The sequence below is a fragment of the Paenibacillus anseongensis genome (assembly GCF_009757995.1).
Lineage (GTDB): Bacteria > Bacillota > Bacilli > Paenibacillales > NBRC-103111 > Paenibacillus_E > Paenibacillus_E chondroitinus.
The window spans coordinates 222,524-246,691 of sequence record NZ_WSEM01000020.1 but is presented as its reverse complement, the minus strand read 5'-3'; the positions used below and the strand labels follow the sequence as shown (position 1 = coordinate 246,691).

The 24,168-nt window shown below is 45.9% G+C and carries 24 protein-coding genes and 1 riboswitch; of the genes, 17 read left to right on the top strand and 7 right to left on the bottom strand.

Annotated features, from left to right (window positions below; genetic code table 11):
- Nucleotides 1–136 precede the first annotated feature (136 nt).
- Nucleotides 137–931 (top strand): flagellar motor stator protein MotA, encoded by a 795-nt coding sequence (gene motA / locus GON05_RS24890; protein WP_127457824.1) that lies wholly within the window; start codon nt 137–139, stop codon nt 929–931.
- A complete protein-coding gene (motB, locus tag GON05_RS24885) occupies nt 928–1,734 on the top strand; it encodes a flagellar motor protein MotB (RefSeq protein ID WP_181646703.1) in 807 nt (268 codons plus the stop codon). Before motA ends, motB begins: the two co-directional genes overlap by 4 nt.
- 58 nt (nt 1,735–1,792) lie before the next feature.
- On the opposite strand, the gene GON05_RS24880 is transcribed toward motB, so the two are convergent.
- Nucleotides 1,793–2,554: a DUF1836 domain-containing protein gene (locus GON05_RS24880; protein ID WP_157322845.1), complete on the bottom strand. Its 762-nt coding sequence runs from the start codon at nt 2,552–2,554 to the stop codon at nt 1,793–1,795.
- 241 nt (nt 2,555–2,795) lie between these two features.
- Here GON05_RS24880 and GON05_RS24875 point away from each other — a divergent pair, with 241 nt between their 5' ends.
- On the top strand, nt 2,796–4,091 hold the full coding sequence (locus GON05_RS24875) for a hemolysin family protein (RefSeq protein ID WP_157322843.1): 1,296 nt from the start codon (nt 2,796–2,798) through the stop codon (nt 4,089–4,091).
- Between the two features lie 119 nt (nt 4,092–4,210).
- Nucleotides 4,211–5,050 carry an MBL fold metallo-hydrolase gene (locus GON05_RS24870; protein ID WP_157322836.1) on the top strand — a complete coding sequence of 280 codons (840 nt, stop codon included), beginning with the start codon at nt 4,211–4,213 and terminating at the stop codon, nt 5,048–5,050.
- Nucleotides 5,051–5,112: 62 nt separating this feature from the next.
- Here GON05_RS24870 and GON05_RS24865 read toward each other — a convergent pair whose 3' ends face one another.
- Nucleotides 5,113–7,110 (bottom strand): methyl-accepting chemotaxis protein, encoded by a 1,998-nt coding sequence (locus tag GON05_RS24865; RefSeq protein WP_181646702.1) that lies wholly within the window; start codon nt 7,108–7,110, stop codon nt 5,113–5,115.
- A gap of 288 nt (nt 7,111–7,398) precedes the next feature.
- Between GON05_RS24865 and GON05_RS24860 the strand changes: the two genes are divergently transcribed.
- The 5 genes from GON05_RS24860 (at nt 7,399) to phoU (ending at nt 11,758) form a co-directional block, all read left to right on the top strand.
- Entirely contained in the window at nt 7,399–8,325 is a 927-nt protein-coding gene (locus tag GON05_RS24860; RefSeq protein ID WP_157322832.1) for a phosphate ABC transporter substrate-binding protein, read from the top strand.
- Nucleotides 8,326–8,505: 180 nt separating this feature from the next.
- Nucleotides 8,506–9,444 (top strand): phosphate ABC transporter permease subunit PstC, encoded by a 939-nt coding sequence (pstC, locus tag GON05_RS24855; RefSeq protein WP_181646701.1) that lies wholly within the window; start codon nt 8,506–8,508, stop codon nt 9,442–9,444.
- Nucleotides 9,441–10,298, top strand: a complete 858-nt coding sequence (gene pstA, locus GON05_RS24850) for a phosphate ABC transporter permease PstA (RefSeq protein WP_127457816.1) — start codon at nt 9,441–9,443, stop codon at nt 10,296–10,298. Before pstC ends, pstA begins: the two co-directional genes overlap by 4 nt.
- Nucleotides 10,299–10,301: 3 nt before the next feature.
- On the top strand, nt 10,302–11,075 hold the full coding sequence (gene pstB / locus GON05_RS24845) for a phosphate ABC transporter ATP-binding protein PstB (RefSeq protein WP_157322830.1): 774 nt from the start codon (nt 10,302–10,304) through the stop codon (nt 11,073–11,075).
- A 23-nt stretch (nt 11,076–11,098) separates the two neighbouring features.
- A complete protein-coding gene (gene phoU / locus GON05_RS24840) occupies nt 11,099–11,758 on the top strand; it encodes a phosphate signaling complex protein PhoU (protein ID WP_127457814.1) in 660 nt (219 codons plus the stop codon).
- A gap of 94 nt (nt 11,759–11,852) precedes the next feature.
- Here the strand turns inward: phoU and GON05_RS24835 are convergent, their stop codons facing one another.
- Nucleotides 11,853–13,421, bottom strand: a complete 1,569-nt coding sequence (locus GON05_RS24835; RefSeq protein WP_157322828.1) for a response regulator — start codon at nt 13,419–13,421, stop codon at nt 11,853–11,855.
- Between the two features lie 192 nt (nt 13,422–13,613).
- On the opposite strand from GON05_RS24835, the gene GON05_RS24830 reads away from it, so the two are divergent.
- Nucleotides 13,614–15,356, top strand: a complete 1,743-nt coding sequence (locus GON05_RS24830; RefSeq protein WP_181646700.1) for a GGDEF domain-containing protein — start codon at nt 13,614–13,616, stop codon at nt 15,354–15,356.
- A 5-nt stretch (nt 15,357–15,361) separates the two neighbouring features.
- Here GON05_RS24830 and GON05_RS24825 read toward each other — a convergent pair whose 3' ends face one another.
- Nucleotides 15,362–16,111 (bottom strand): HAD family hydrolase, encoded by a 750-nt coding sequence (locus tag GON05_RS24825; RefSeq protein ID WP_157322823.1) that lies wholly within the window; start codon nt 16,109–16,111, stop codon nt 15,362–15,364.
- 133 nt (nt 16,112–16,244) lie between these two features.
- On the opposite strand from GON05_RS24825, the gene polA reads away from it, so the two are divergent.
- From polA to GON05_RS24800, 5 genes are all read left to right on the top strand, one after another.
- Nucleotides 16,245–18,908, top strand: coding sequence for a DNA polymerase I (gene polA, locus GON05_RS24820; RefSeq protein WP_157322821.1), 2,664 nt, complete (start codon nt 16,245–16,247; stop codon nt 18,906–18,908).
- A 34-nt stretch (nt 18,909–18,942) separates the two neighbouring features.
- On the top strand, nt 18,943–19,803 hold the full coding sequence (gene mutM, locus GON05_RS24815) for a DNA-formamidopyrimidine glycosylase (RefSeq protein WP_181646699.1): 861 nt from the start codon (nt 18,943–18,945) through the stop codon (nt 19,801–19,803).
- 105 nt (nt 19,804–19,908) lie between these two features.
- Nucleotides 19,909–20,628 carry an MntP/YtaF family protein gene (locus GON05_RS24810; protein ID WP_127458078.1) on the top strand — a complete coding sequence of 240 codons (720 nt, stop codon included), beginning with the start codon at nt 19,909–19,911 and terminating at the stop codon, nt 20,626–20,628.
- Between the two features lie 31 nt (nt 20,629–20,659).
- Nucleotides 20,660–21,256 carry a dephospho-CoA kinase gene (coaE, locus tag GON05_RS24805; protein WP_157322819.1) on the top strand — a complete coding sequence of 199 codons (597 nt, stop codon included), beginning with the start codon at nt 20,660–20,662 and terminating at the stop codon, nt 21,254–21,256.
- A complete protein-coding gene (locus GON05_RS24800; protein WP_127458076.1) occupies nt 21,253–21,831 on the top strand; it encodes a lytic transglycosylase domain-containing protein in 579 nt (192 codons plus the stop codon). Before coaE ends, GON05_RS24800 begins: the two co-directional genes overlap by 4 nt.
- 103 nt (nt 21,832–21,934) lie before the next feature.
- Here the strand turns inward: GON05_RS24800 and GON05_RS24795 are convergent, their stop codons facing one another.
- Nucleotides 21,935–22,150, bottom strand: coding sequence for an alpha/beta-type small acid-soluble spore protein (locus GON05_RS24795; protein WP_127458075.1), 216 nt, complete (start codon nt 22,148–22,150; stop codon nt 21,935–21,937).
- Between the two features lie 110 nt (nt 22,151–22,260).
- Between GON05_RS24795 and nrdR the strand changes: the two genes are divergently transcribed.
- Nucleotides 22,261–22,740, top strand: coding sequence for a transcriptional regulator NrdR (gene nrdR / locus GON05_RS24790; protein ID WP_127458074.1), 480 nt, complete (start codon nt 22,261–22,263; stop codon nt 22,738–22,740).
- Nucleotides 22,741–22,794: 54 nt separating this feature from the next.
- Here nrdR and GON05_RS24785 read toward each other — a convergent pair whose 3' ends face one another.
- On the bottom strand, nt 22,795–23,217 hold the full coding sequence (locus GON05_RS24785; protein WP_157322818.1) for a DUF4183 domain-containing protein: 423 nt from the start codon (nt 23,215–23,217) through the stop codon (nt 22,795–22,797).
- A 307-nt stretch (nt 23,218–23,524) separates the two neighbouring features.
- Complete coding sequence (locus tag GON05_RS24780; protein WP_127458072.1) at nt 23,525–23,713, bottom strand: hypothetical protein; 189 nt, start codon at nt 23,711–23,713, stop codon at nt 23,525–23,527.
- Between the two features lie 49 nt (nt 23,714–23,762).
- Nucleotides 23,763–23,859, bottom strand: a riboswitch (cyclic di-GMP riboswitch).
- Nucleotides 23,860–23,933: 74 nt separating this feature from the next.
- Between GON05_RS24780 and GON05_RS24775 the strand changes: the two genes are divergently transcribed.
- The gene (locus tag GON05_RS24775) at nt 23,934–24,116 is read left to right on the top strand and encodes a hypothetical protein (RefSeq protein ID WP_157322816.1); all 183 of its coding nucleotides are present in this window, start codon (nt 23,934–23,936) and stop codon (nt 24,114–24,116) included.
- The last annotated feature ends 52 nt before the right edge of the window (nt 24,117–24,168 follow it).

Sequence of the window (24,168 nt, the reverse complement as noted above, 5' to 3'; positions counted from 1 at the left end):
GTCCTATTTATCTCTCGAAAATGATTGTAATTTATAGCAAATAAACCTATCATTATGTACAAAGACAGTATTTTTGTCGAATTATGGAATGCATGCTACATGGCTTTTATGACTAGAGAAAAGAGGGTGTCGGCATATGGAGAAATCATCTTTAATTGGAATTGTTTTAGCGCTTATATCGATTGGTGTGGGCATGGTGTTAAAAGGGGCAAGTTTGGTGGCGCTTTTAAACCCCGCGGCTGCGCTTATTATTTTCGGAGGAACCGCTTCAGCCTTGTTTATCGCGTTTTCTTTAGAGGAAATAAAAAAGATTCCGACCTTATTGAAAATTATTTTTACCGAACAAAAATTAATGCCTAAAAAAGAACTGATCAATACATTTATCGAATGGGTATCCATCACACGCCGTGAGGGCCTTCTTTCCCTGGAAAAGCAAGCGGAAGAGCTGTCGGATCCTTTTATGAAAAGCGGGATGCGCCTCATTATTGATGGGAATGATCCTGATTTCGTACGCGATGTTCTGCTTGAGGATATTGCCGAAATGGAAGCAAGACATAAGAAATATGCGGGAATTTTTACGCAAGCCGGTACATATGCACCAACACTTGGCGTTCTTGGCGCCGTTGTAGGTTTGATTGCTGCCCTTGGGAACTTAAGCGAAGTAGAGAAGCTGGGGCATTTGATTTCCGCTGCGTTCGTTGCTACGATGTTTGGTATTTTCCTTGGTTATGTTATTTTTCACCCCTTCGCGAACAAGCTGAAACAGAAGTCGAAGAAGGAAGTTGAAATCAAACTCATGATCGTCGAAGGTTTACTATCCATTCAGTCCGGTGTATCGGCCAACTCTGTGAAGCAAAAAATGATGATCTTCGTAGCGAACAGCGACCGCGCATCGTATGACGAAGAGGCGAAAGGGGAAGCCGCTCAGTGAGTAAAAAGAAGAAGCATGAGGACCATGAAGAACACGTTGATGAATCCTGGCTTATTCCCTATGCGGATTTGCTTACTTTGCTTCTAGCTCTTTTTATCATTCTATTTGCATCCAGCCAGTTGGATTCGAAGAAGTATAACTCGATTATGAGGTCCTTGAATAATGCGTTTACGGGTGGAGAAGCGCCATTCGCGGTATCTAATTTGATCCCGATTGACGACGCGGCGAGCTCTACCCGGAACAATAACAAGAATCAGAACCCGCCGCCGAAGGAGCCGAGTCATACGGACAGTCAACTGGCCGCGAAGTTGCAAAAGGAAGAAAAGGATCTGGAAGAACTGAAGAAAAGCATGGATGCCTTCATCAAAGAAAATCAGTTGAACGAGCAGCTAACGACGAAGCTGGATAACGAGAAACTGACGATTACCATTAGTGATCGTGCACTGTTCGACTCGGGCTCTGCGACCATGAAGCAAGATTCTCAGAAGCTGGCTGTTTCCATCGCAGGCATGCTGGCGAATTACCCGGGCTATCAGGTTGAGGTGGGAGGGCACACGGATAATATCCCGATTCACCGCGCGGATTTTGAAACAAACTGGGATCTGAGTGCCAAACGGTCCGTTAATTTTATGAAACTCTTATTGAATAATGGTAAAATCGACCCTTCCTCGTACTCTTCAGTCGGATACGGTGAGTATCGCCCCATTGCCTCGAATGATACAACAGAAGGCCGCGCCCAGAATCGCAGGGTTGAAGTAAGTATTCTGCGCAACATTAAGGCAACGGATGAGATTGCGAAATAACGTTTTACAGAGAAAGGCCAAGAACCGGTGAATGGTTCTTGGCCTTTTTTGTCTATTATTATTTAAAACTGTGCAGAAATACCATGCCGTTCACATATCGTCTTGCCAAAGAGTTAAAACTAGACGAATGTACGGAAATGATAGCGACATGAATGGCATTTTTGAGCATCTCCTGCTCCTTGGCATTCGCATGCGGGCAATGTGAAACGGCGTACTCATGTGCCGCCTCATCCAACATTTGATCCCACTTGGAGATGAAATCCTGGCTATTTCCCACGTAATTTCTGTAACGAGCATCCAATACTTCGTACAGCTCCGAATAGATCGAATAAAACTTAAGAGGAGTAATGGTTTGTTCTGCGCAGCTGTAGGATGTGGAACTAAATAATATATGGAACAATTTGCGAATGGAGTCATAGTCCAACGAAGAACGCAGGTCCTCGATGATAAAAAACAAAGCGACTTGTTGAAGGGAATATTTCTTCCCATCCTCCGGAAGTCCGATCAGTTCTTTGAAATCACGTTTCACCCAGTTCTGAATAGAGGTAACACTAAATTGTGTAAACTCTACTTGAGTACCAAGTGCAACGATGTCGCTTAAGGAGAAAGCCGGCTTTATCGCCGACTTGATCATTTTCTCAATTAATGGAGGAAGCGTCGTTGAAAGAAAGGCAGACATGGATTTTCCCTGCTCCAAATCATTTTCATGCTGGATTCGCCATGTGTCTTGCAGGATAGCCAGAGGTGATTTCTCTAGATGACCACTCAAAGACAACATTAAATCAGCCATATCTTTGCGTCTAAAAGTTAATGTTTCCATATTGACATCACCTCGTCTGTGATTGAACAGTTCATATGAACTTATAATAAAATACGGTTTAGGCCATGTCAAAAGGAAAGATTTCATGAGAAGGCCGGCATCTGCCAACGATTTCCCCCAATAAAGTAAAAAATAATCGATTATGGCTTAAAACGAACTTTGTTTGTTTCATCATATTATATTAGAATAGTTCATAAGAACTGTTTATAAGAATAATTCATTTCGTAAAGGATGAGTTGCCATGGTGTTGAATCTATTTTTAATTGCTTTGCTCATATTATTAACCGCTTTTTTCGTGGCTACCGAATTTGCAATCATTAAGCTCCGTCCCAGCCGTGTTGAACAGATGGTACTTGAAGGTAGCAAGAACGCGCTTGCCGTGCAGAAGGTAACAACAAATCTAGATGCTTACTTGTCCGCCTGCCAACTGGGGATTACAATCACAGCTCTCGGTCTTGGTTGGTTAGGGGAGCCGACCGTAGAGAAATTGCTGCACCCCTTATTCGAACTATTAACCATAAGTGACAGCTTGTCACACATCTTATCTTTCGGTATCGCTTTTGTTTTGATGACATATCTTCATGTTGTTCTGGGTGAACTTGCGCCAAAGTCGCTTGCCATTCAAAAAGCTGAGCAAATCGCAGTGCTAACAGCACCTATTATTGTTATTTTCCACAAAATCATGTACCCATTTATTTGGCTGCTTAATGGGTCTGCGAATGGCATGATCAAATTGCTCGGTATGAAGCCGGCCAGCGAACATGAAGAAGCCCACTCCGAGGAAGAGATTCGCCTAATTCTTCAGGAAAGTTACCAAAGCGGCAAAATTAATAAAACAGAATACGGCTACACAGATCGAATTTTTACATTTGATGAGTTGTTGGCTCGTGAAATCATGGTTCCGCGGACCGACATGGTCTGCTTATACGCTAACAAATCGTTGAAAGAGAATTTGGAGATCATTAAACGAGAACAATATACCCGTTTTCCTGTGGCCAAAGAGAGTAAGGATGATATTATTGGTATCGTGAATACCAAACAGTTTTTCTTGAGTTATGATAACAATCCTAATTGTGATTTTACCGAGTTACTGCAGCCTGTCATGACCGTGCCTGATGTCATGCCCATCAAACAGCTATTGAAAAAAATGCAGCAAGAACAGGTGCATATCGCGTTGTTATTGGATGAGTACGGCGGTACTGCCGGATTAATCACCATTGAGGACATCCTTGAGGAGATCGTCGGTGAGATTCGGGACGAATTTGATAAGGACGAGAAGCGCGATATTGAAACGCTGGATGACAACAGATTTTTAATCAAAGGAACCGCGCTAGTCAATGAAGTGAATCATTATCTTGACTCGAAACTGGATCATGAGGAAGTCGATTCGATTGGCGGGTGGCTGTATAGCAAGCAACCTGAGCTGGAAAAAGGCGAGCCATGGGATTATGAGGATTTGACCTTTATCGTGCGGGAGAGGGATGCCAACCGCATCCGGAAGATAGAAATTATTAGAAAACTTCCGCAACAAATTTAAGCCAAAAGACCAACCTGCGCTAAAAGTTAAAGCAGGTTGGTCTTTCTTATGTTTGTTCAGATAATCCGAATCGGTAAAGGAGATGATAATAGAAATCCATCTGAAAAGGGGCAAGACGAATGGAGTCAACCTACGAGCATACACATATCCCGTTAACGACGGTATCAAGCGGGGAAGGCCACGAAGTGAGCATCGATATGTACTGCTACTGCATTCAGTTCGTTAATATATGTTTGATCGGCAATCCAACCAGTAAATCGAAGACTTGGTTTCTGGTCGACGCTGGGATGCCACATTCCGCGGACAACATCATTCAGTTGGCGGAGGCGCGTTTTGGGACAATGACGAAGCCGCAGGGCATTATTTTGACCCATGGACATTTTGATCATGTGGGTGCGCTTGCAGAACTGCTTGAACATTGGGATGTGCCTGTATACGCGCATGAGCAGGAAATCCCGTATTTAACAGGAAAAGCGAATTACCCGGAAGGGGATTCAACGGTGAACGGGGGACTCATGAGTGAGCTTTCTCCGTTGTTTCCGAATCATGGCATCAACCTCGGGGATCATGTGAAGGCGTTACAGGAGGGTGGTTCCATTCCAGGTCTGCCTGATTGGCAGTGGATACATACACCGGGCCATACGCCAGGCCATATTTCGCTTTTCCGGGAAAAAGACCGCTCACTAATCGCTGGTGATGCTTTTGTCACTGTAAAACAAGAGTCGCTCTACCGCGTGCTTCTTCAAACGCAGGAAATCAGTGGTCCGCCGAAGTATTTTACAACTGATTGGGAAGCTGCGGCAGCCTCCGTCAAGAAATTGAATGAACTTCACCCGAGCCTGGCAGTGACCGGACATGGCACACCGATGCGCGGGGAGGAACTGACGAGTCAATTGGCGAATTTGGCTGACCATTTCAACGAAGTTGCAATGCCGAAAGAAGGGCGTTTCGTGCATTAAAAGAGGCTCTCCCACAAGTCATCGAGTGACTGAGGGAGAGCCTCTATTTTCAACTTTGCAGGTTATCCAATAAGTACGGGCTCTTTTTTATCCTTCGAATTTGCCTCCGCTGTCTTTGTATTGGCTTCAGCTTCCTTAACTTCTTTCGCTTCCTTCGCATGAGCGGCATCGTCCGAAATCGTGGTTACTTCCTCTTTAGCCACTGTGAAGTCTGCTTCAATATGCTCAGGGCTGTGTCCGTCACCGTCAATATCACTATGACCTTCCGCATCTTCATCGCCAGGAGTATGACCCTTATCCGCGCTATCCTGACCATTCGCCATTTCTTCATCGGTTTCAATGATCTGGAACTTGCTAATCTCTGCGAATAATCGGTCAGCCAACGCGAGAATGTCATCGGACTCTTCGGCAATGCGGCGGATGGACGCATCCTGCTGGATGGAAGTGGAGTTGACTTCCTCTACACCGGCCGCGGTTTCTTGGGCAATCGCCGCCACGAACTGAACGGAGCCAACAAGCTGATCGTTCTTGGAACGCGCCTGCTCTATTTTCAAATGAATGTGCTCAATCTGCTCCTTGATGCCGGTCATGGAATGCTCGATGCTCTCGAAAGAGCTGAGCGTGTCCGCAACACGATGATTCTGGGTAACCGCAGAATCTTTTGCTTCCAAGAGCGAGCTTTGCAGCTCTTGGATTTGTTTCTGCAGCGCCTGCGTAATGCCGCTGATCGTCTTGGACGAATCGTTCGTCTGCTGCGACAGCTGACGAACCTCATCCGCGATCACGGAGAAGCCGCGGCCGTGCACGCCGGCCCTGGCCGCTTCAATCGCGGCGTTCAGGGCCAGGACGTTCGTTTGCGTCGATATCTCCGTAATCGAACGTGTGATGGCGCCAATCTGCTTCGAGCTGGCGGCTAAGGTCTGCATGGCTGCATCGACTTTATGCAGCACCTCTTGCGACTGCTCGGACGATGCCTTCAGCGCACGAACATAACCTGTGCCTTGCAGTGTACCCGCTGCGGCCTCATCACTTGCTTTTATCAATTCATATGTATAGGCGGTAATGTCCCGAATCTCCGCTTCCAGCTCTGTAATGATCAGGGAGCTGGACTCGGTTTGAATGGCCTGCTCATCGGCCCCGTGTGAAATTTCATTGATCGCTTTCAAGATGTCCGTGTTTGCCGACGCCGTAAGCTGGGAGAAACGATGAAATTCATGCGAGTGATCGCTTAAAGAAGAGGCGATTTGCTTCGTAGCATAAAGCATATGGCGCACCTGGCGAATCATATGATCGAAGCTTTGGCTGAGTTGACCCAGCTCATCTTTGGATGTGGCATTGATCGTATGTGTTAAATCTCCTGCCGCGATAAGCGAAACGGCTTTTTGCAGTTTTTGAATCGGCCGGATGAAAGAACGAATCAAGAAGAAAGCAATTAAAACTGTAATCACAAGCACAATGATAGATGCGTACATCATAACCAGACTCGTGCTGTCCAAAGCTTTGGTGGAGGACACGATGGCTTGATCAGCCGACTCCGCATAGGTCAAATAGAACTTATCGACTAGATCAAAGATCACAGTTTTCAGATCCTGAGACTCATTATAGAGATACATCAGGTTGATTTCTAAATCCTTAGTGCTCGTACCATTATTAACTTGTATCATTTTGGCGGCAGAATCAAAGTTATTAATGTAGTCAACAGAGGCTTGGATTAATTGGCTGCGCCATTTCAGCTGATCAGGCGTAGAGGCGGTATCTCCTATTTTTTTAATATAATCATTGAAAGGCTGGCGTTTGGCATTGTACTTAAATATGTATTCGGGTTTCTTCGAAATCTCCAATCCTGACGCAATAATGTTCATGTCTTGGACCATTTCCTTTAGTTCCAAAGCCATTACTTTGAGTTCGACCTTGTCATTCTGATCGTTCATATGTTGTTTGATTTGACTAACCTGATGAAGATTGAAATAAGCAACAGCCAGAAAAATCAAGAGCACCCCACTGAAACTGACGATTAATTTGGCACGCATGGTCATGTTGAAGAAAAATAATCGGCTCACATTCATCCCCCCATAAATAGACAAGATATGACGCGTTTCTTGTTTCTACTTATAAATATAGGAGACTTCTATTAACTAAAGCGTCGAACTGTGTAAATAAGATGTAAAATTAACCATACAACTCTATCAAAAGTCCTATGAAAAAGTTTTACATTACGTTTACGTTTCATGGGTTTGGATTTTACATTCGATTGTTACGATGTATTTGTAAGTTAGTTGCGAGGAACAAACAAGGAAATCGAAACTAACAAGAGAAGCAACATAAAATAAAAGGAGGACATGCTGACTATGTTCAAGTTCATGTCGAAAAAAGGAATTACATTAACACTATCCGCGGTATTAATGATGGGGTCATTGGTTGGATGCGGAGCAAAAACAGAAACAAAAACAAATGGCGCTTCCGCTACACCTGCTGCAACAACAGCTGCTACAGCGTCTGCAAAGCCTTCTGATACACCTAAAACAGAACTTACTGGTACAATCACGGCTTCCGGTTCAAGCGCATTGCTTCCGCTAGTTAAACAAGCGGCAACTGAGTTTATGGAAAAGAACCCAAAAGTAACGATCAACGTTACAGCTGGTGGTTCAGGCACAGGAATTAAAAACGTAGCTGACGGCACTTCCGATATCGGTAACTCCGACGTTGAGCCAGGCGCTGAATATAAAGATAAAGGTCTTGTTGACCACCAAGTAGCAATTGCTCCATTCGCATTCATCGTAAACAAAGACGTTAAAGTAGACAACGTAACAAAACAACAAGCTGCTGATATTTACATGGGTAAAATCACTAACTGGAAAGATGTTGGCGGTAACGATGCGAAAATCGTTCTTGTACACCGTCCAGATAGCTCCGGTTCCCGTACGCTTGTAAAAACGATCATTCTTGATGGTAAAGACTTCACGAAAGACGGTATTACACAAGAAAACAGCGGTGCTATGAAAACAGCTGTTGTTGGTCAATCCGGTTCCATCGGTTATGTAGATACTCCTTACATCGATGATACAGTTAAAGCATTGAAAATCGACGGCGTAGCTTTCTCCGAAGATAACATCAAAAACGGCACTTACAAACTGTTTGGTGTTGAGCACATGTATACAAAAGGTGAAGCAAAAGATCCAGCTAAAGCTTTCATCGAGTATATGTCCACAAAAGAATTCCAAGGTAAACAAGTTCGTGACTTGAAATTCTTGCCAGCTGATTTGCTTAAAAAATAAGTAGTTCTCTCATCTAGGGCGTTCGCATCATGCGGGCGCTCTTTTTGCTGTGTGAGTGCCTAAATCAATAAACTTTTACATTGCCTTTACAATTCATTAACGATGCAATGACATTCATGTCCTATCATAACAGTATGACATGTTAGGGCATGTGGTATTAAATAAAGGGGGATTAACCCAGTGAATTCCGTAGCAGACAAACTATCAAATGCGAGTTCAGACAGCAAAAGCCGTCCAATTGTTTCCAAGTGGACCCGAGGACAACATAGACAAGACAGCATCATGCGCTGGGTATTTGTCCTTAGTGCTGCACTTGTATCGGCGATTATTTTCTCCATCATTGTTTTCGTAGGTATGCAAGGGATCAAGACGTTTCAGGGTGTAAGTCCTTTGGAGTTTTTCTTCTCGACGGACTGGACGCCAGGCTCGAATAAATTCGGAGCGTTTCCTTTCTTATACAGCACCTTGCTGATGACGCTTGTTTCCGTCGTTTTCTCCGTACCGCTGGCTTTGTCCGGCGCGTTATTCATGGCCAAAATTGCGCCAAAATGGATGCGCGAAATCATGCGCCCAGCGACTGATTTATTCGTAGGGATTCCCTCAGTTGTCTACGGTTTGATCGGGATGACAGTCATTGTTCCTGCCATAGGCAAAATAACCGGCGATGTCGCTTACGGCATTCTGCCTGCTTCTATCATATTAGCAATTATGATTCTACCAACCATTCTCTCCATCTCTGAGGACGCGATCCGAGCGCTTCCTAGCCGTCTGGAGGAAGCATCTCTTGCGCTTGGAGCAACACGCTGGCAAACGATGTGGCGCGTGCTGCTGCCAGCAGCTAGACCGGGTATTTTAACGGCAATTATTCTTGGGATGGGCCGTGCAATTGGAGAAACCATGGCTGTATTTATGGTTATTGGTAACTCACCTCAAATGCCTAAATCATTGCTGGATTCTACAACGGTATTAACAACAGCAATCGTGAAAGACATGGGGAATACAAATTACGGATCAACTTGGAACAATGCGTTGTACATGATGGCGCTGCTTTTACTTGTGATCTCCTTATCCTTAATTATCATCATTCGTATTGTTGCAAAAAGGAGTGAAGTGAAATGACAAGTAAATCAACGGACCGGATTGCGACGGTATATTTTTGGGCGTCAGGCATTCTTATCATAGGGATTTTGGCTTGGTTTCTCTTTCGGATTTTGGGAGATGGCATTCCTCATCTGTCCTGGCATTTCATCTTCGGAAAGCCGGAAGAAATTAAAGCCGGCGGGGGCGTTGGGCCTCAATTGTTCAACTCTTTCTATGTCTTGATCTTATCTCTCCTGATTTCCATTCCAATCGGATTGTTCTCAGGCATTTACTTAGCGATTTATGCACAAAAGAATTGGTTTACGGATCTTGTCCGTATATCCGTTGAGGCTTTGTCTTCTGTACCTTCCATCGTTTTTGGATTGTTTGGATTCTTGCTTTTCGCCAATTTGCTCGGGCTGAAGTTTTCCATTCTCGGCGGCGCGGCGACGGTAGCCCTGTTGAATTTACCTGTTATGGTCAGGGTTACGGAAGAATCGATCCGCACGGTTCCGGAGTCCTATTGGGAAGCAAGCTTGGCGTTGGGGTCAACTAAGTGGCAGGCTATCCGCAAAGTTCTAATTCCAGCAGCTCTGCCTAGTTTGATCACTGGAATCACGCTGATTGCAGGTCGTGCGTTAGGTGAATCCGCCATTCTTATTTACACAGCCGGGTTATCGGTTTCCCGTTTCTTCCCGGATTTCAACCCGCTGAACATGGGTGAAACGTTATCTGTTCATCTATGGTATGTAGGTGCTGAAGCGCTTGTGCCGGATGCGAAAGACATTGCCAAAGGAAGTGCCGCGCTGCTTCTGATCGTTGTACTTATCTTTAACCTGTTGGTCAGCATACCAAGCCGAATCTTACAAAAAAGACTTTCCGGGGGGAAATAAACAATGTCGACTTCAACCATGACGAAAACAAAGATTAAAGCAGATAAATTGAACTTATTCTACGGAGAAAATCACGCGCTTCACGATATTGACCTAACGATTGAAAAAGGAAGTATTGCGGCATTGATTGGACCTTCAGGCTGTGGGAAATCAACGTTCCTGCGTACTTTGAACCGTATGAATGACTTGATTGACAGTGTTCGTATTACGGGAAATGTCGCAGTAGACGGCCATAACATTTATGGTTCTGATTCAGATGTCGTTTCTTTGCGTAAACGTGTAGGCATGGTGTTTCAACGCCCGAATCCGTTCCCGATGAGTATTTATGACAATATTGCTTATGGCCCGCGCATTCACGGAATCAAGAAAAAAGCCTTGCTTGATGAAATCGTAGAACGCAGCCTTGTACAAGCCGCATTATGGGATGAAGTTAAGGATCGGTTGAACAAATCCGCACTTGGATTGTCTGGTGGACAGCAGCAGCGTTTATGTATCGCTCGTTTGCTTGCCGTAGAGCCGGATGTTCTGTTGATGGATGAACCTACGTCTGCCTTAGACCCAATTTCAACGTTGAAGGTTGAAGAGCTTACACAAACCCTGAAAGACAAATATACAATCATTATCGTAACTCACAACATGCAGCAAGCAGCTAGGATTTCCGATATGACCTCCTTTTTCTTGAATGGGTATTTAGTCGAAACTGACAAAACCGATAAAATCTTTACAAATCCGAACGATCAACGTACTGAAGATTACATCACAGGAAGATTCGGTTAACACTACTGGAAGGGGCAACGTACATGGATGCAAGACCCGGGTTTCATCAATCATTAACTTTGCTGCAAAAAGAATTGCTTGAGATGGGGGAAAGCGTTAAGGAATTGATTCTTACTTCCGTTAATTCTCTGGCAACGCTCAATGAAAAAGCCGCGCAGCAAGTAATTAACAATGACGATCAAATCGATGATTATTTAACAAGGATTGATGAACTGTCGCTGCGTCTCATTGCTTTGCAGCAGCCGATGGCAAGTGATTTGCGCATTATCGGCACAGCACTCAAAATTGCGATTGACTTGGAGCGTATTGCTGATCATGCGGTAGACATCGCGAAAATTACGATCCGCTTCGCCGGAGAGGAGCTTGTGAAGCCTCTCGAGACGATTCCGCAAATGGCGAATATCGCCATCGAGATGCTGCAGGAAAGCCTTCTGTCCTACACTGAGCGCGATGTACATCGTGCGGCGGCATTAGCTGAAAAGGATGATCGTGTTGATAAAATGTACAGCACGGTCATGACAGAGCTGATGGGAATGATGAATTCCGATTACAACCGCAATCGCCAGCTGACACATTTACTGCTGGTTGCCCACTTCCTGGAGCGGGTAGCGGATCACACGACCAATATTGGTGAAGGCGTCATTTATATGGTGACTGGGAAGCGTAAAGACTTGAACGTGTAATAAGGACAAAAAAGACCGTACAACGAAGCGGAATTCGCTTGGTTTACGGTCTTTTTTTGATGCCATGTGCCACGAAGGGATTCGCAGCCGCGGCTCATTCAGGAATAGGGAAGCGAATAAGAAAGGTTGTCCCCTCCGAGCTGGATTGGACCTCAATCGATGCACGGTGCCTTGCAGCGATGCTGTAGCAAATGGCTAAACCAAGACCTGTGCCTTCATCCTTCGTGGTGAAGAATGGGCGCCCAAGCTTCTCCAGATGCTTCTCATCAATGCCTGTCCCCTCGTCCGAAATGAGCAAGACAACATAGCCGTTCTCTTCGAAAGTTTGGATCGTAAGCGTTCCGCCAATCGTCATGGCTTCAAGCCCATTCATGCACATATTGAGAATAAGCTGCCGCATCTCTTTATCATCCAGGTGAATAACCGGGCAATCGACGAATTGGAACTGAACGTGTTTGCCTGACATGACAGCTTCAGCTTGGATGAGTGGAAGGAGCATTTCAATGATCCGGTTGATTTGATCCGGCTGTTGATGGGATTGTTTGTTTTTGGCCAGCGACAAATATTCGGTAATAATTTCGTTGGCGCGATCCAGCTCCTCAAGCATAATTGGGATATATTCTTTTTGCATATTGCGATCGTTTTCACGAAACAATTGCAGAAAGCCGCGGATCGTCGTCATCGGATTGCGAATTTCATGGGCGATGCCAGCCGCCATTTCCCCAACTAGATTCAGCTGAGCAAGACGAGCCATTTCCGTCTCAAAGCGCAAGCTTTCCGTAATGTCAACGGCTACCTGAAGCAAGCAGCTTTCATTTTCAATATCGATGATCTCCGTAGAGAGAAGTGCCGTCCGTGTCTCTTTGGATTTGGTTTCATACTTTACCTTGCAGTTATGAATAACCTCATCGCAGCTGATAGATTCCCCGGAATCCGCTCGTAATAAATCCATATTGGTCCCGATGATTTCGTCACCATATCCCGTATATTGCTTCCAGCTTTCATTTATTTCGATATAAGTAAGATCCGGCAGACGGCGAATGGCCATCAAGGAAGGGGAGAGCATGAACATTTTCTGAAAATGGTCCTGAGACTTCAGCAGCTTCTCATGGGCATCTACTAGTTCCGTAGTCCGTTCTTCGACCCATTGTTCTAGAAGTGAATTCTGCTGCTTCAGTTTCTCCTCGGCTTCAGCCAGTTTACGATTCGTCTCTTCGAGATCAAGCGTCCGTTTGTGAAGCAGCTCGCTTTGAAATTTGATTTTTTGATGTCCCAAATGCATATTGACGAAAGCATCGACTTTCATGCGCAGCATTTCGGGATGAACAGGCTTGAACAAGTAATCAATGGAGCCCACATGATATCCTTTTAGAACATGCTCAATGGATGTGCTGAGGGCGGTTAAGAAGATGATCGGAATATCCTGACAGGCTTTGCGCTGCTTGATCAGCTCAACCGTTTCAAAGCCGCTAAGCCCAGGCATTTGAACATCCATGAGAATGACAGCAATATGATCGGCGGGTTCCTTTAATAAATATCGAAGAACTTCCTCACCCGATTGCAGCGAAATCACGTCATAGTGGGAAGAGGCCAGAATGCTATTGAGAGCCAGCAAGTTCTCGTAGCGGTCATCTACCGCCAAGATTTTGACTTGTTGTTCCATTTCAAATCCTTTCCGTGCTTGTACAAGCCTTTGTACGCACCTAGCAATCGTCCTTCTATTTTTTCGTGGCGAAAAGGCAATTCCCTCTTTTTTATTTGAACTCTTTACACACATTTTACATATTGATAATAAAGCCTGACATTTGGTTTGATAGACTGATAATAAACTTAAATGACGCAAGGGATGATGGACATGGGTATTCAGTCAGAAGAGCTCCTCCAATTTTACGATATCATTGAAAAAGGTTCCATTTATTCTGTCTATCAGCCTATTGTTTCTATGCAAGATGGTCTAGTAATGGGGTACGAAGCACTAATTCGTGGTCCCAAAGATAGTAACTTTCACTCGCCGCTAACCATGTTTCAATTCGCAGAGCAGCACGGTGAGTTGTACAAGCTTGAACAGTTGGCACGGGAGAAAGCGATTCAGGGTTCAATTTTGGAGCATCCGCAGCAATTGCTTTTTATTAATATTTCTTCGCATGTGTTGTATGATCCAGGGTTCGTTCCGGGGAAAACGCTGGAAATTTTACAGAAATACGGGCTTCGTCCAAACAACGTTGTTTTTGAAATAACAGAAAGAACCTCCATTGAAGATTTCTCTTTGGCTCAAAAAATATTGGCGCATTACCGGAAACAAGGTTATCGGATTGCAATCGATGATGCCGGGGCCGGATACTCGTCTATGCAAGCTATTGCTGAGCTTCAACCGGATTTTATCAAGATCGACCGGTCTCTCATCCAGGATATCCATATCAATAAAGTCAAAGAGTACATATTGGAGACATTTGTTACTTTTGCGCAAAAAATGAACATCTCTTTGATCGCTGAGGGCATTGAACATGTCGATGAACTGACCAAATTGGCGAGGCTTGGGGTGCACTATGCCCAAGGTTTTTTGCTGGGCAGACCACAGGCGGATCCTGCAACGATTCAGGAAAGCTTGAAGATGTTGATTTGGCAGCAGCGCAAAGTACAAGGAGGACATATGACCTGGGCCATTGGCGATCTCAAAACACCGGTGAAAGTGTTCGATAAGAAAGCGCCTATTTCGGAAGTGGCGGACTATTTCAAAAAAAACCAGGAATCAGTGGGAGCTGTCATCGTTAGTGAAGAAGAACCGGTCGGCCTTATGATGAGAGATCGCTTGTTCCAGCAGTTGGCGGGACAATATGCGTTCTCTTTGTTTTGGAACCGGACGATTGACAATATTATGGACGACTCGCCGCTCATTGTGGACGAGTTTATTTCCGTCGAGCAGGTGTCACAGATGGCAACCTCGCGGTCGATTCATCATTTATATGACCTTGTCATCATTACAAGCAACGGAAAGATGGCTGGCATTGCTTCAATCAGAGCCATTCTAGAGAGCATAACGAATGTCCGGATGGAGTCCGCTCGAGTGGCGAATCCATTAACGGGCTTGCCAGGGAATTTGCAAATCAATAGGGAATTGAATAAACGGATTCATGAAAGTAAGCCATTCCACGTCGTTTATGCGGATCTGGACTATTTCAAATGGTTCAATGATAGGTTCGGTTTTCAAAAAGGGGATCAACTGATTCAATATACCGCTGACATTATGCAGCAGGCGATTTCGGTTTGCGGGACACCGCTTGATTTCGTGGGGCATGTGGGAGGCGATGATTTTATCGCGATTTCTTCTACGGATGAGCCAGAGCTTCTGTGCCAGGAAATGATTCGCAGGTTCGAAATGGGCGTGCAGATGTTCTATGAAGATGAGGAATGGGAGTATGTATGGGACCGTAGCGGCAATAAGGTCAAAAGCGAGGGAGTCACACTGTCGCTGTCATTAGTCGTTTGCATCTGTGAATCTCCCATTTCACTTGAACATATTTCACAAACCGCGGCTGTTCTCAAGAAGAAAGCCAAGGCGTATCCAGGCAGCATTTATTATTTCCAAAATATAGGGTGAACACGTTAGAAGGTGTAGATCAACTGTTTAAATGAACGGATGATAACGACCTTCTGTTTGCCGATTCGCCGTTCGGAAATTTTCTTCATATTCCCGGGATGTATCCAGATAGCGTCCAGACCGCTGGACGCGGCTCCTACCACGTCATTGCGCCACGAATTGCCAACCATCACACTTTGGCTTGAAGCCGCGTTCATGGTCTTCAGAGCCCTCTCAAATATAGCGGGGTGCGGTTTACGCGGACCGTCCTTCTCCGAGCTGAATAAGCGATCCTCGGTAATCCACCGGGTCAGCTTCAATTTATCCAAATTGCTCTGCAATCTTCTGCGGTTTCCGTTGCTGATTATGGCCAGCTTATAATTCTGGGATAACGCTTCGAGCGTGTCCTCTACGCCGGGAAAAAGCGCAACAAAATGATCCTCTTGCTCCTCGACCTGCTCGAAAAAAGCTCGGGTAAAAGCCGTGCTCACATTCACGGGCAGAGGGTGCAGCGCCTTGCGCAAACAAATGTGCCGAAGCTCATCCGGCGATAGAGGGCTGCGCACCGGTGCTTTGCGGTGCCGGCTCCACTCCATTTTATAACTCTGAAGAACATCTTGGGCAGTGAAGAGAGTTTCGTCCGGCTCCCACCTCGCCGTGTAGTCATTCATGACCTCAAGGAATGCAGAGTCAAAGCATTGTCTGCGATCCAGAATCGTATTATTCATATCGAAAAATATAACCTTTTTACGTGTTGGTGAGAAAAAAGGGCTCATTCGGAGAACCTCCTTTTGAAGACCGGAACATCGATTATTGGATTCCTTACATGTTTATGTGCGCTAGCGTTTTTTTATTTTAATTTCGTATGCTATGATGAAGGAAGTATGTCTAAAAACGGGGTGTGAACTTATGGATAAGCTTATTATTATTGATGGTAACTCGATTGCAAACAGAGCTTTCTATGCTTTACCGCTTCTCAGCAATTCTAGCGGATTGCACACGAATGCCGTTTATGGTTTTACAACGATGCTGCTTAAATTAATAGAAGAAGAAAAGCCGACGCATTTTCTTGTTGCTTTTGATGCCGGGAAGATTACGTTTCGACATAAAGAATATACCGAATACAAGGGTGGACGGGCCAAAACGCCGTCGGAGCTTTCCGAACAATTTCCGCTGATCAAAGAACTGTTGCAAGCGTTCAAAATTCCGCAGTTTGAGCTGTCCGGCTATGAAGCTGACGACATCATCGGCACGCTGACCAAAGCCGCAGACGCCAAAGGCGAGAAAGTGCTGCTTGTCTCGGGAGACAAGGATATGCTGCAGCTCGCTTCCGATCACGTTACAGTTGCGATAACACGCAAAGGAATTACGGAAGTTGAGCTATACAACCCGGCTGAGATCAAGGAGAAGTACGGTCTTACACCAGCGCAGATTATTGATCTAAAGGGACTCATGGGTGATACGTCAGATAACATCCCCGGCATTCCGGGAGTTGGAGAGAAGACTGCGCTCAAGATGCTTCATGAATTCGGCACTGTTGAAGAAGTGCTTGCGAATACAGCCAGCCTGAAGGGCAAGATGAAAGAAAAGGTCGAGGAGCACGCGAAAGACGCGATTATGAGTAAAGAGCTCGCGACGATTTTCCGCGAAGTGCCGATGGAAACCGAGTGGGATACGTTCCGTTACGATGGATTTGACGGACAAGCCTTGGCTGGCATGTTCCGTAAGCTGGAATTTAAATCCTTGCTGGAGAAAATGGATTTCGGCGTTGTGGACTTGGAAGCGGAAGGACAAATTGTTGAAAGCATGGAAGCGGTTGTTGTTACGGAAGCCAATGTGGGTGAGTTAGTTGGCAAATTAAGCGACAGCGGGACGATCCATGTGGAAGCTGTCGGTGAAAATCCACATCAAGCCGTTAATGTCGGCGTGGTTTGGTTTACTCACGAGGGGGAGACGAATACCTCTTATTATGTACCTATCCAGCTGCTAAGCGGGGAAGCAGGCGAGCCGCTGCGGGCATGGCTGGCGGATGATTCGAAGAAGAAGCAGCTCTTCGATCTGCATCGCTCGATTCTCGCTTTGGCTTGGCAGGGCATCGCGCTCAAAGGCGTGGATTTCGACGTCTTGCTCGCCGCTTACCTGCTCGACCCAACGGAGTCGAATCTGACGTTGAGCGGCTTATCGGCGAAATACAGCCTGCCGGGTCTGAAGGCAGACGAAGACGTGTTCGGCAAAGGCGCGAAATTCCGCCTGCCGGAGCTAACGGCGCTTAGCGACCACTTGGGACGCAAAGCAATGGCAACCGCGCGCCTGGTGCCGGTGCTCGCGGAAGAGCTGGAGAAGGGCGAGATGCATCAGCTCTTCTATGAACTGGAGCAGCCGCTGGCCAGCGTGCTGGCGGAGATGGAGCTGCGCGGCATCGCCGTAGATGCCGAAGGGCTTAAAGCGCTCGGCGTGGAGCTCGTCAATAAACTGGACACGATTATGTCCAGTATTTACAAGCTCGCCGGCGTCGAGTTCAACATCAACTCGCCGAAGCAGCTTGGCGAGATTCTATTCGAGAAGCTGGGGCTGCCAGCTTGGAAGAAGACCAAAACCGGCTACTCGACCGATGCTGAGGTGCTGGAGCGCCTCGCGCCCTACAACGAAGTGGTCGGGCAGATCTTGAACTACCGTCAGCTGGCGAAGCTGCAATCGACGTACGTTGAAGGGCTGCTGAAAGAGGTGCGCCCGGAGACCGGTAAGGTGCATACCTATTACCGGCAGACCATTGCCGCCACAGGACGGCTCAGCAGCCAGTTCCCGAACCTCCAGAACATTCCGATTCGTCTGGAGGAGGGCCGGAAGATCCGCAAAGTGTTCGTGCCATCCGAGCCTGGATGGTACATTCTCGCTGCGGATTACTCGCAGATCGAGCTGCGCGTGCTGGCGCACATCTCGCAGGATGAGAAGCTGAAGGAAGCTTTCCTTCAGAATATGGACATCCACACGAAGACGGCGATGGACGTCTTCGGGGTGGAAGAGAGCGCCGTCGATGCGAATATGCGTCGTCAGGCCAAAGCCGTTAACTTCGGGATCGTTTACGGGATCAGCGACTATGGCTTGTCTCAGAACTTGGACATTACTCGCCGGGATGCAGCACAGTTCATTGAACAATATTTTGCTGTCTTCCAAGGCGTACGCAAATATATGGACGATATCGTGAAGGATGCGCGCAGAGACGGCTACGTGACGACGCTGCTGCAGCGCCGCCGGTATTTGCCGGAGATTACACATTCGAACTTCAACCTTCGCTCCTTTGCGGAGCGTACCGCAATGAATACGCCGATTCAGGGTACGGCGGCAGACATCATTAAGCTTGCAATGGTGCAGATGGATGCCCGCTTGAAGAAAGAGGGCTTGAAGAGCCGCATGCTGCTTCAAGTACACGATGAGCTCGTCTTCGAGGTCCCGGAAGAGGAGCTCGAGACGATGCGCCGCCTGGTGCCGGAAGTTATGGCAGGGGCATTGAAACTGGACGTGCCGCTGAGTGCGGACGTCGATTATGGCCTTACTTGGTATGACGCCAAGTAAGGAAGCTGAACAAATTCAAAAGAGGTGAACATCCGTGCCTGAACTACCCGAAGTCGAGACGGTCAAGCGCACACTGAACAATCTGATCACCGGTAAAACGATCGAGCAGGTTCAGGTCAGACTGCCCCGCATTATACAGAAACCTGATGATATTCAGATGTTTGAAGTGCTGCTGCAAGGGCAGCAGATCGAAACGATTGAGCGCAGAGGCAAGTTTTTACGATTTGTTTTAACGGATTACGTCATGGTCTCTCATCTGCGGATGGAAGGCCGCTATGGCCTGTACAGCACGGAAGATCCGCTGGAGTCTCATACGCATGTGTTATTTCGGTTTACCGACGGCAGCGAGCTGCGGTACAAGGATGTAAGACAATTTGGCACTATGCATTTGTTCCCGAGAGGGGAAGAGCTTACACAGCCGCCGCTGCATAAACTTGGTTTGGAGCCGCTGGATGAGGCCTTCACATTGGAAGCTTTCCGGGACCGGATCGCCCACAAAAAGACGAAGATTAAGCCGCTGCTCCTGAATCAAGAATATATTGTCGGCATCGGTAATATTTATGTAGACGAGTCCCTTTTCCTTGCCGGTATCCATCCGGAACGCGAGGCATCGTCGCTCAGCAAGAAGGAGCTCATGCTGCTGCATGAGGCGATTATTCGTACGTTGAGCGATTCCGTTGAGGTGGGGGGATCTTCCATCAAATCGTATGTAAACGGCCAAGGTGAAATCGGCTTATTCCAGCATCAGCTGAACATTTATGGCAGACAGTCGCAAAGCTGCAAAACATGCGGCAGCGAAATCTACAAAACCGTGGTGGGCGGTCGCGGAACGCACATTTGTCCAACCTGTCAACCGTTAAAGCGAAAGAGAATCATAAAGAAGTCTGAGAAATAGGCACGTGAAGCGCGCCCTTCCCATATGATATGGAGTACTTAGCCCAGATGATGTGCTGCTATCCAGCTTATTGTCGTCAGTGGTAAAACTCTTAGGAGGGGTATTATGCTTCCGGTGCTTTCTTTGCTGGTTCTGGCTTTCGCAGTTTCATTGGACGGTTTCGGCGTTGGCGTCATGTACGGATTACGCAAAATTCGAATCCCATTTCTGTCTATTGGTATTATATCCCTTTGGTCTGGTATCATTATTTATAGCTCGATGCAAATTGGTGTCCTGATGTCTTCCTTTATGTCTCCCGAGTTTGCCAAACGGATCGGTGCACTCATCCTGATCGGGATTGGCATTTGGGCGCTTTACCAACAGAGACAACAGAAATCGCAGGATCTCCAAGAGACAGCCAAGTCATCTGACGACCAGATATCTCTGAGCAGTATTCCACCTTCCGGCAATGAGCCTGCCACACTCGATACGCTCCAAAGGACGAAGGAAATCCTGAATATTGAACTCAAGCGTTTTGGTTTGGTTATTCAAATTTTGCGTACACCATCCATCGCTGATGTGGATAAATCGGGTAATATTTCAGCTTCCGAGGCTACTTTGCTAGGGCTAGCCCTTTCATTGGACGCATTTGGAGCGGGGATTGGCGCTGCATTAATTGGTTTTGTTCCTTTGTTAACGGCATCCGTGATTTCTATTTCGAGCGGTTCGTTTATTGCACTAGGCTTGCGCATTGGCTTTCGTTATGCGGAAATGACGTGGATGAAGAAGTTATCTATTCTTCCGGGATGTGTACTTATTCTTATGGGTTTATTGAAAATGCTGTAGTAACAGGAATACATTTAGGAGAGATTTGCCTATGAATATCGGGTTAACAGGAGGAATCGCTTGCGGCAAAAGCACAGTTAGCGCCATGCTGGTTAGCCGCGGCGCTCTATTAGTAGATGCAGATCAAATCGCGCGCGATGTTGTCCAGCCCGGCAGCCCTGTTCTCGAACAGGTTGCTGCGCATTTTGGACAAGCGGTCATTCAGGAAGACGGCTCACTGCACCGTAAAAAGCTGGGTGAGATCGTTTTTGGAAATACGGATGCCCGTAAACAACTAGAACACATCTTGCATCCGCCTATTCGCAAGATGATCAGAGAACAGATGGAAGCGTATGAGAAGCAATTTCCTGACAAACTGGTTGTCGTCGATATTCCTTTATTGTTTGAATCGGATCTATCTTTTATGTTCGAAGAGGTTCTGGTTGTGTATGTGCCTCCTCACATTCAGGTGGAACGTTTAATGCGAAGAGACAACTTAACGGAAAGCGCGGCCAACAACCGAATCAACGCGCAAATGTCGATAGAAGAAAAACGCAAATTAGCGGATATCGTGATCGACAACAGCGGAACCTGGGAAGATACCTTATCTTCGGTCGAACGGTTTTGGCTAGGGAAGGGGCTTTCATGAAGTTTTTGCGCAAAAAACGAGTGTTTGCCCTTTTACTCGTTTGTTTCGTTCTAGTCCTCTTTATGAACAGCGATTTTATAGGAAGAAAGTTGTATCCCATTTATTTTGAGCAGGAAATCAAGCAAAGTGCGGCGAAGCACAATATAGACCCTTTTCTCATTGCGGCCATCATCAGGGTGGAGACGAACTATAAGCATCATTTGGAATCAAGAAAAGGTGCTCTGGGACTTATGCAGTTGATGCCAGACACGGCAGATTGGATTGTGGAGTCCACCAATTTAGGACCACACACCCAGGAAGATTTGTTAAAAGCGGATGTGAACATTAATCTCGGTTCTTGGTATTTAAGCTGGCTGAACAAGCATTACAATGGAAATTTAATTTATGCGATTGCAGCTTACAATGCCGGACAAGGGAATGTGAATAAATGGAAGCAAACGAACGTATGGGACGGTTCACAAGAACGCATTGACCAAATTCCATTCGGCGAAACGCGTCATTATGTTCAGCGAGTTATTTATTATTATGAGAAATACACCAAGCTTTACTCCGAACAATGGAAGAATGAGCAATGATGACTTTACATAACAAAGAAGCATTGGACTAGCTCCTTTGTGGGGGCTTAAAGAAAGTCCAATGCTTCCCGTTTGCAGATTCAGCGGCTACTTCATCTCAAGATTACTTGAATTGACCAGCCAAAGATTGTTCTGCGATTTGCACCAGGCGACGAGTAATGTGACCACCGATGGCACCAGTGTCACGAGTAGCCATGTTACCGTAGTATCCATCTTGTGGGATAGAGATACCAAGTTCTTGGGCTACTTCGTATTTCAACTGATCCAACGCTGCGTTAGCTTGAGGAACAACTAGTGTGTTGCTGTTTCCTGCGCTCATGTCTGTTCACCTCCTTGTCGGTTGGTACTAGTATTGTGCGCACTTCTTCCTTGTTCATGACATGTAACATATGGTAATCCATCAGATAGAAGAGAAAGGAGAGATAGCGAATGAAGTGTCCGTTCTGTGATTATTCCGGTACGAAAGTGCTTGACTCACGTTCAGCTAATGAAAACAAATCGATCCGCCGTCGCCGGGAATGTGAGAAATGCGCCCGAAGATTTACCACCTTTGAGATGGTGGAAGAAACTCCGCTTATTGTGATTAAAAAAGATGGCAGCAGGGAAGAATTTAGTCGTGAGAAAATTTTAAGAGGCTTAATACGCGCTTGTGAGAAACGTCCGGTGTCCATGGAGAGACTCGAGATGCTCGTATCCGAAGTTGAGATGCAGCTTCGCACGACGGCTCATGCGGAAGTAGACAGTTTAGGCATTGGCGAAATCGTCATGGAGCAATTGTACCCAGTCGATGAAGTGGCTTACATTCGCTTCGCCTCCGTTTACCGGCAATTCAAGGACATTAACATGTTCCTCAAAGAGTTAACGCAAATATTGGGAAAGCATGATCCCGGCCTACTCCGGGACAAATAAAGAAAGCCGGTTCTGATTCGTTCGCTTGAACGTCTTCAGATCGGCTTTTATTTGTTAGATAGAATGAATTAGAGTAGTGACTACTAAATTATTTGTTGTTGAAGTAGAAGACGAGGTAGCCGTAAAGGAGAGCGTCTCTAAGACGACTGTAACGCCAATCGTAAGGGCGTTGTTAATAGCCAGACTGGCCGTTGTTAGCGTCGTGAGACCTCCTGCGATGAGAGTGCCATTCACGAATACATTGTAGTATCCATTGCTGCCTGGAACGGTAAGACCATTAGCGGGCAAATTCGCGCCGGAGTCATCCTTGAAGCTGGTGGAGGGAATGGTGGTTACACCAGAGAGAATGTTGCCTATGACGACAGTGGCTGTGAAGCGTTTGACCAATGGCGTAATGGTCGTGGTGGTCGTTGTAGTAATGGTCCCCGAAACCGTACTGGTTGCAGTCAAATGCAAGGTAATCAAGCCTGAACTCATCGTCATTCTCCCTTTCTATCCTCAGTTCAAGGACTAATCTAGTAATCTAGTATAGTATATGTCGTTTATTTGGAAATTCTTGGATACTAGCATATTGAATGAGCATGTATAAAAAAATGTTTCAATCCACTAAACTTTAAACCTTAAATCTGACAAAAAATAAGAAAAAGACAGCGGGATTCCCGTTGTCTTTTTGCTATGTTTATTCTTAAAAAGCTATCATGACGCGATTTCCTTCGATTTTAAAAAAAATAATTCTATAGACACCAACCGACTGCATTTTTGTGGGCGTTCGTGCATAATTCTGTTATTGGGTACGTTTGTCCAGTTCACTCCTAAGAAATTGAATAAAACGAATTGATTCCTCGGGGGTAAGCAGGTTGTTATTAAACTTAAAGGAGAACATGTTCAAAATATCACTTTCCGGTAGATGCAGGTTAGCAATCAAGTTTTCCACATCCAAGCTCATGTTCCCATTCAACACAATCTTCTCCATCCTTATCAGCTCCTCCTAGTCATTTCTACATTAATCGGACGGAGGCGGTCTTGGCAGCTGGCTGACATTTTGGACATGTAAATCAAGCCAAATTAGTCCCTATAGCTTTGCGTCACCACTTTTCAGTGGTTTTGCCTTTGTCGTGCCGATTAATGCTTGTAAGAAAACTATATCACATTATTTCCAATTATTACATCTATTCGAAGGATGGTTGAAGCATATGTCCGTCAAATCCAATCAAATTCCAGGCTTTTCTTATGAATTAGATATTATGAAGGTAGCCAATTCGTTAGGAATTGATCAAGATCGATTATTGGCTTATGTGTATTCGAATATGGAGGCCAATAATCGGAGTGAGGATAGAGCCGCGCAGCCAATGATTAGGCTTGATGAGCATTCCTGATGACAAGAAAGAGCACTGCAGCCATAGCGGCGGCAGTGCTCTTGATCATGGA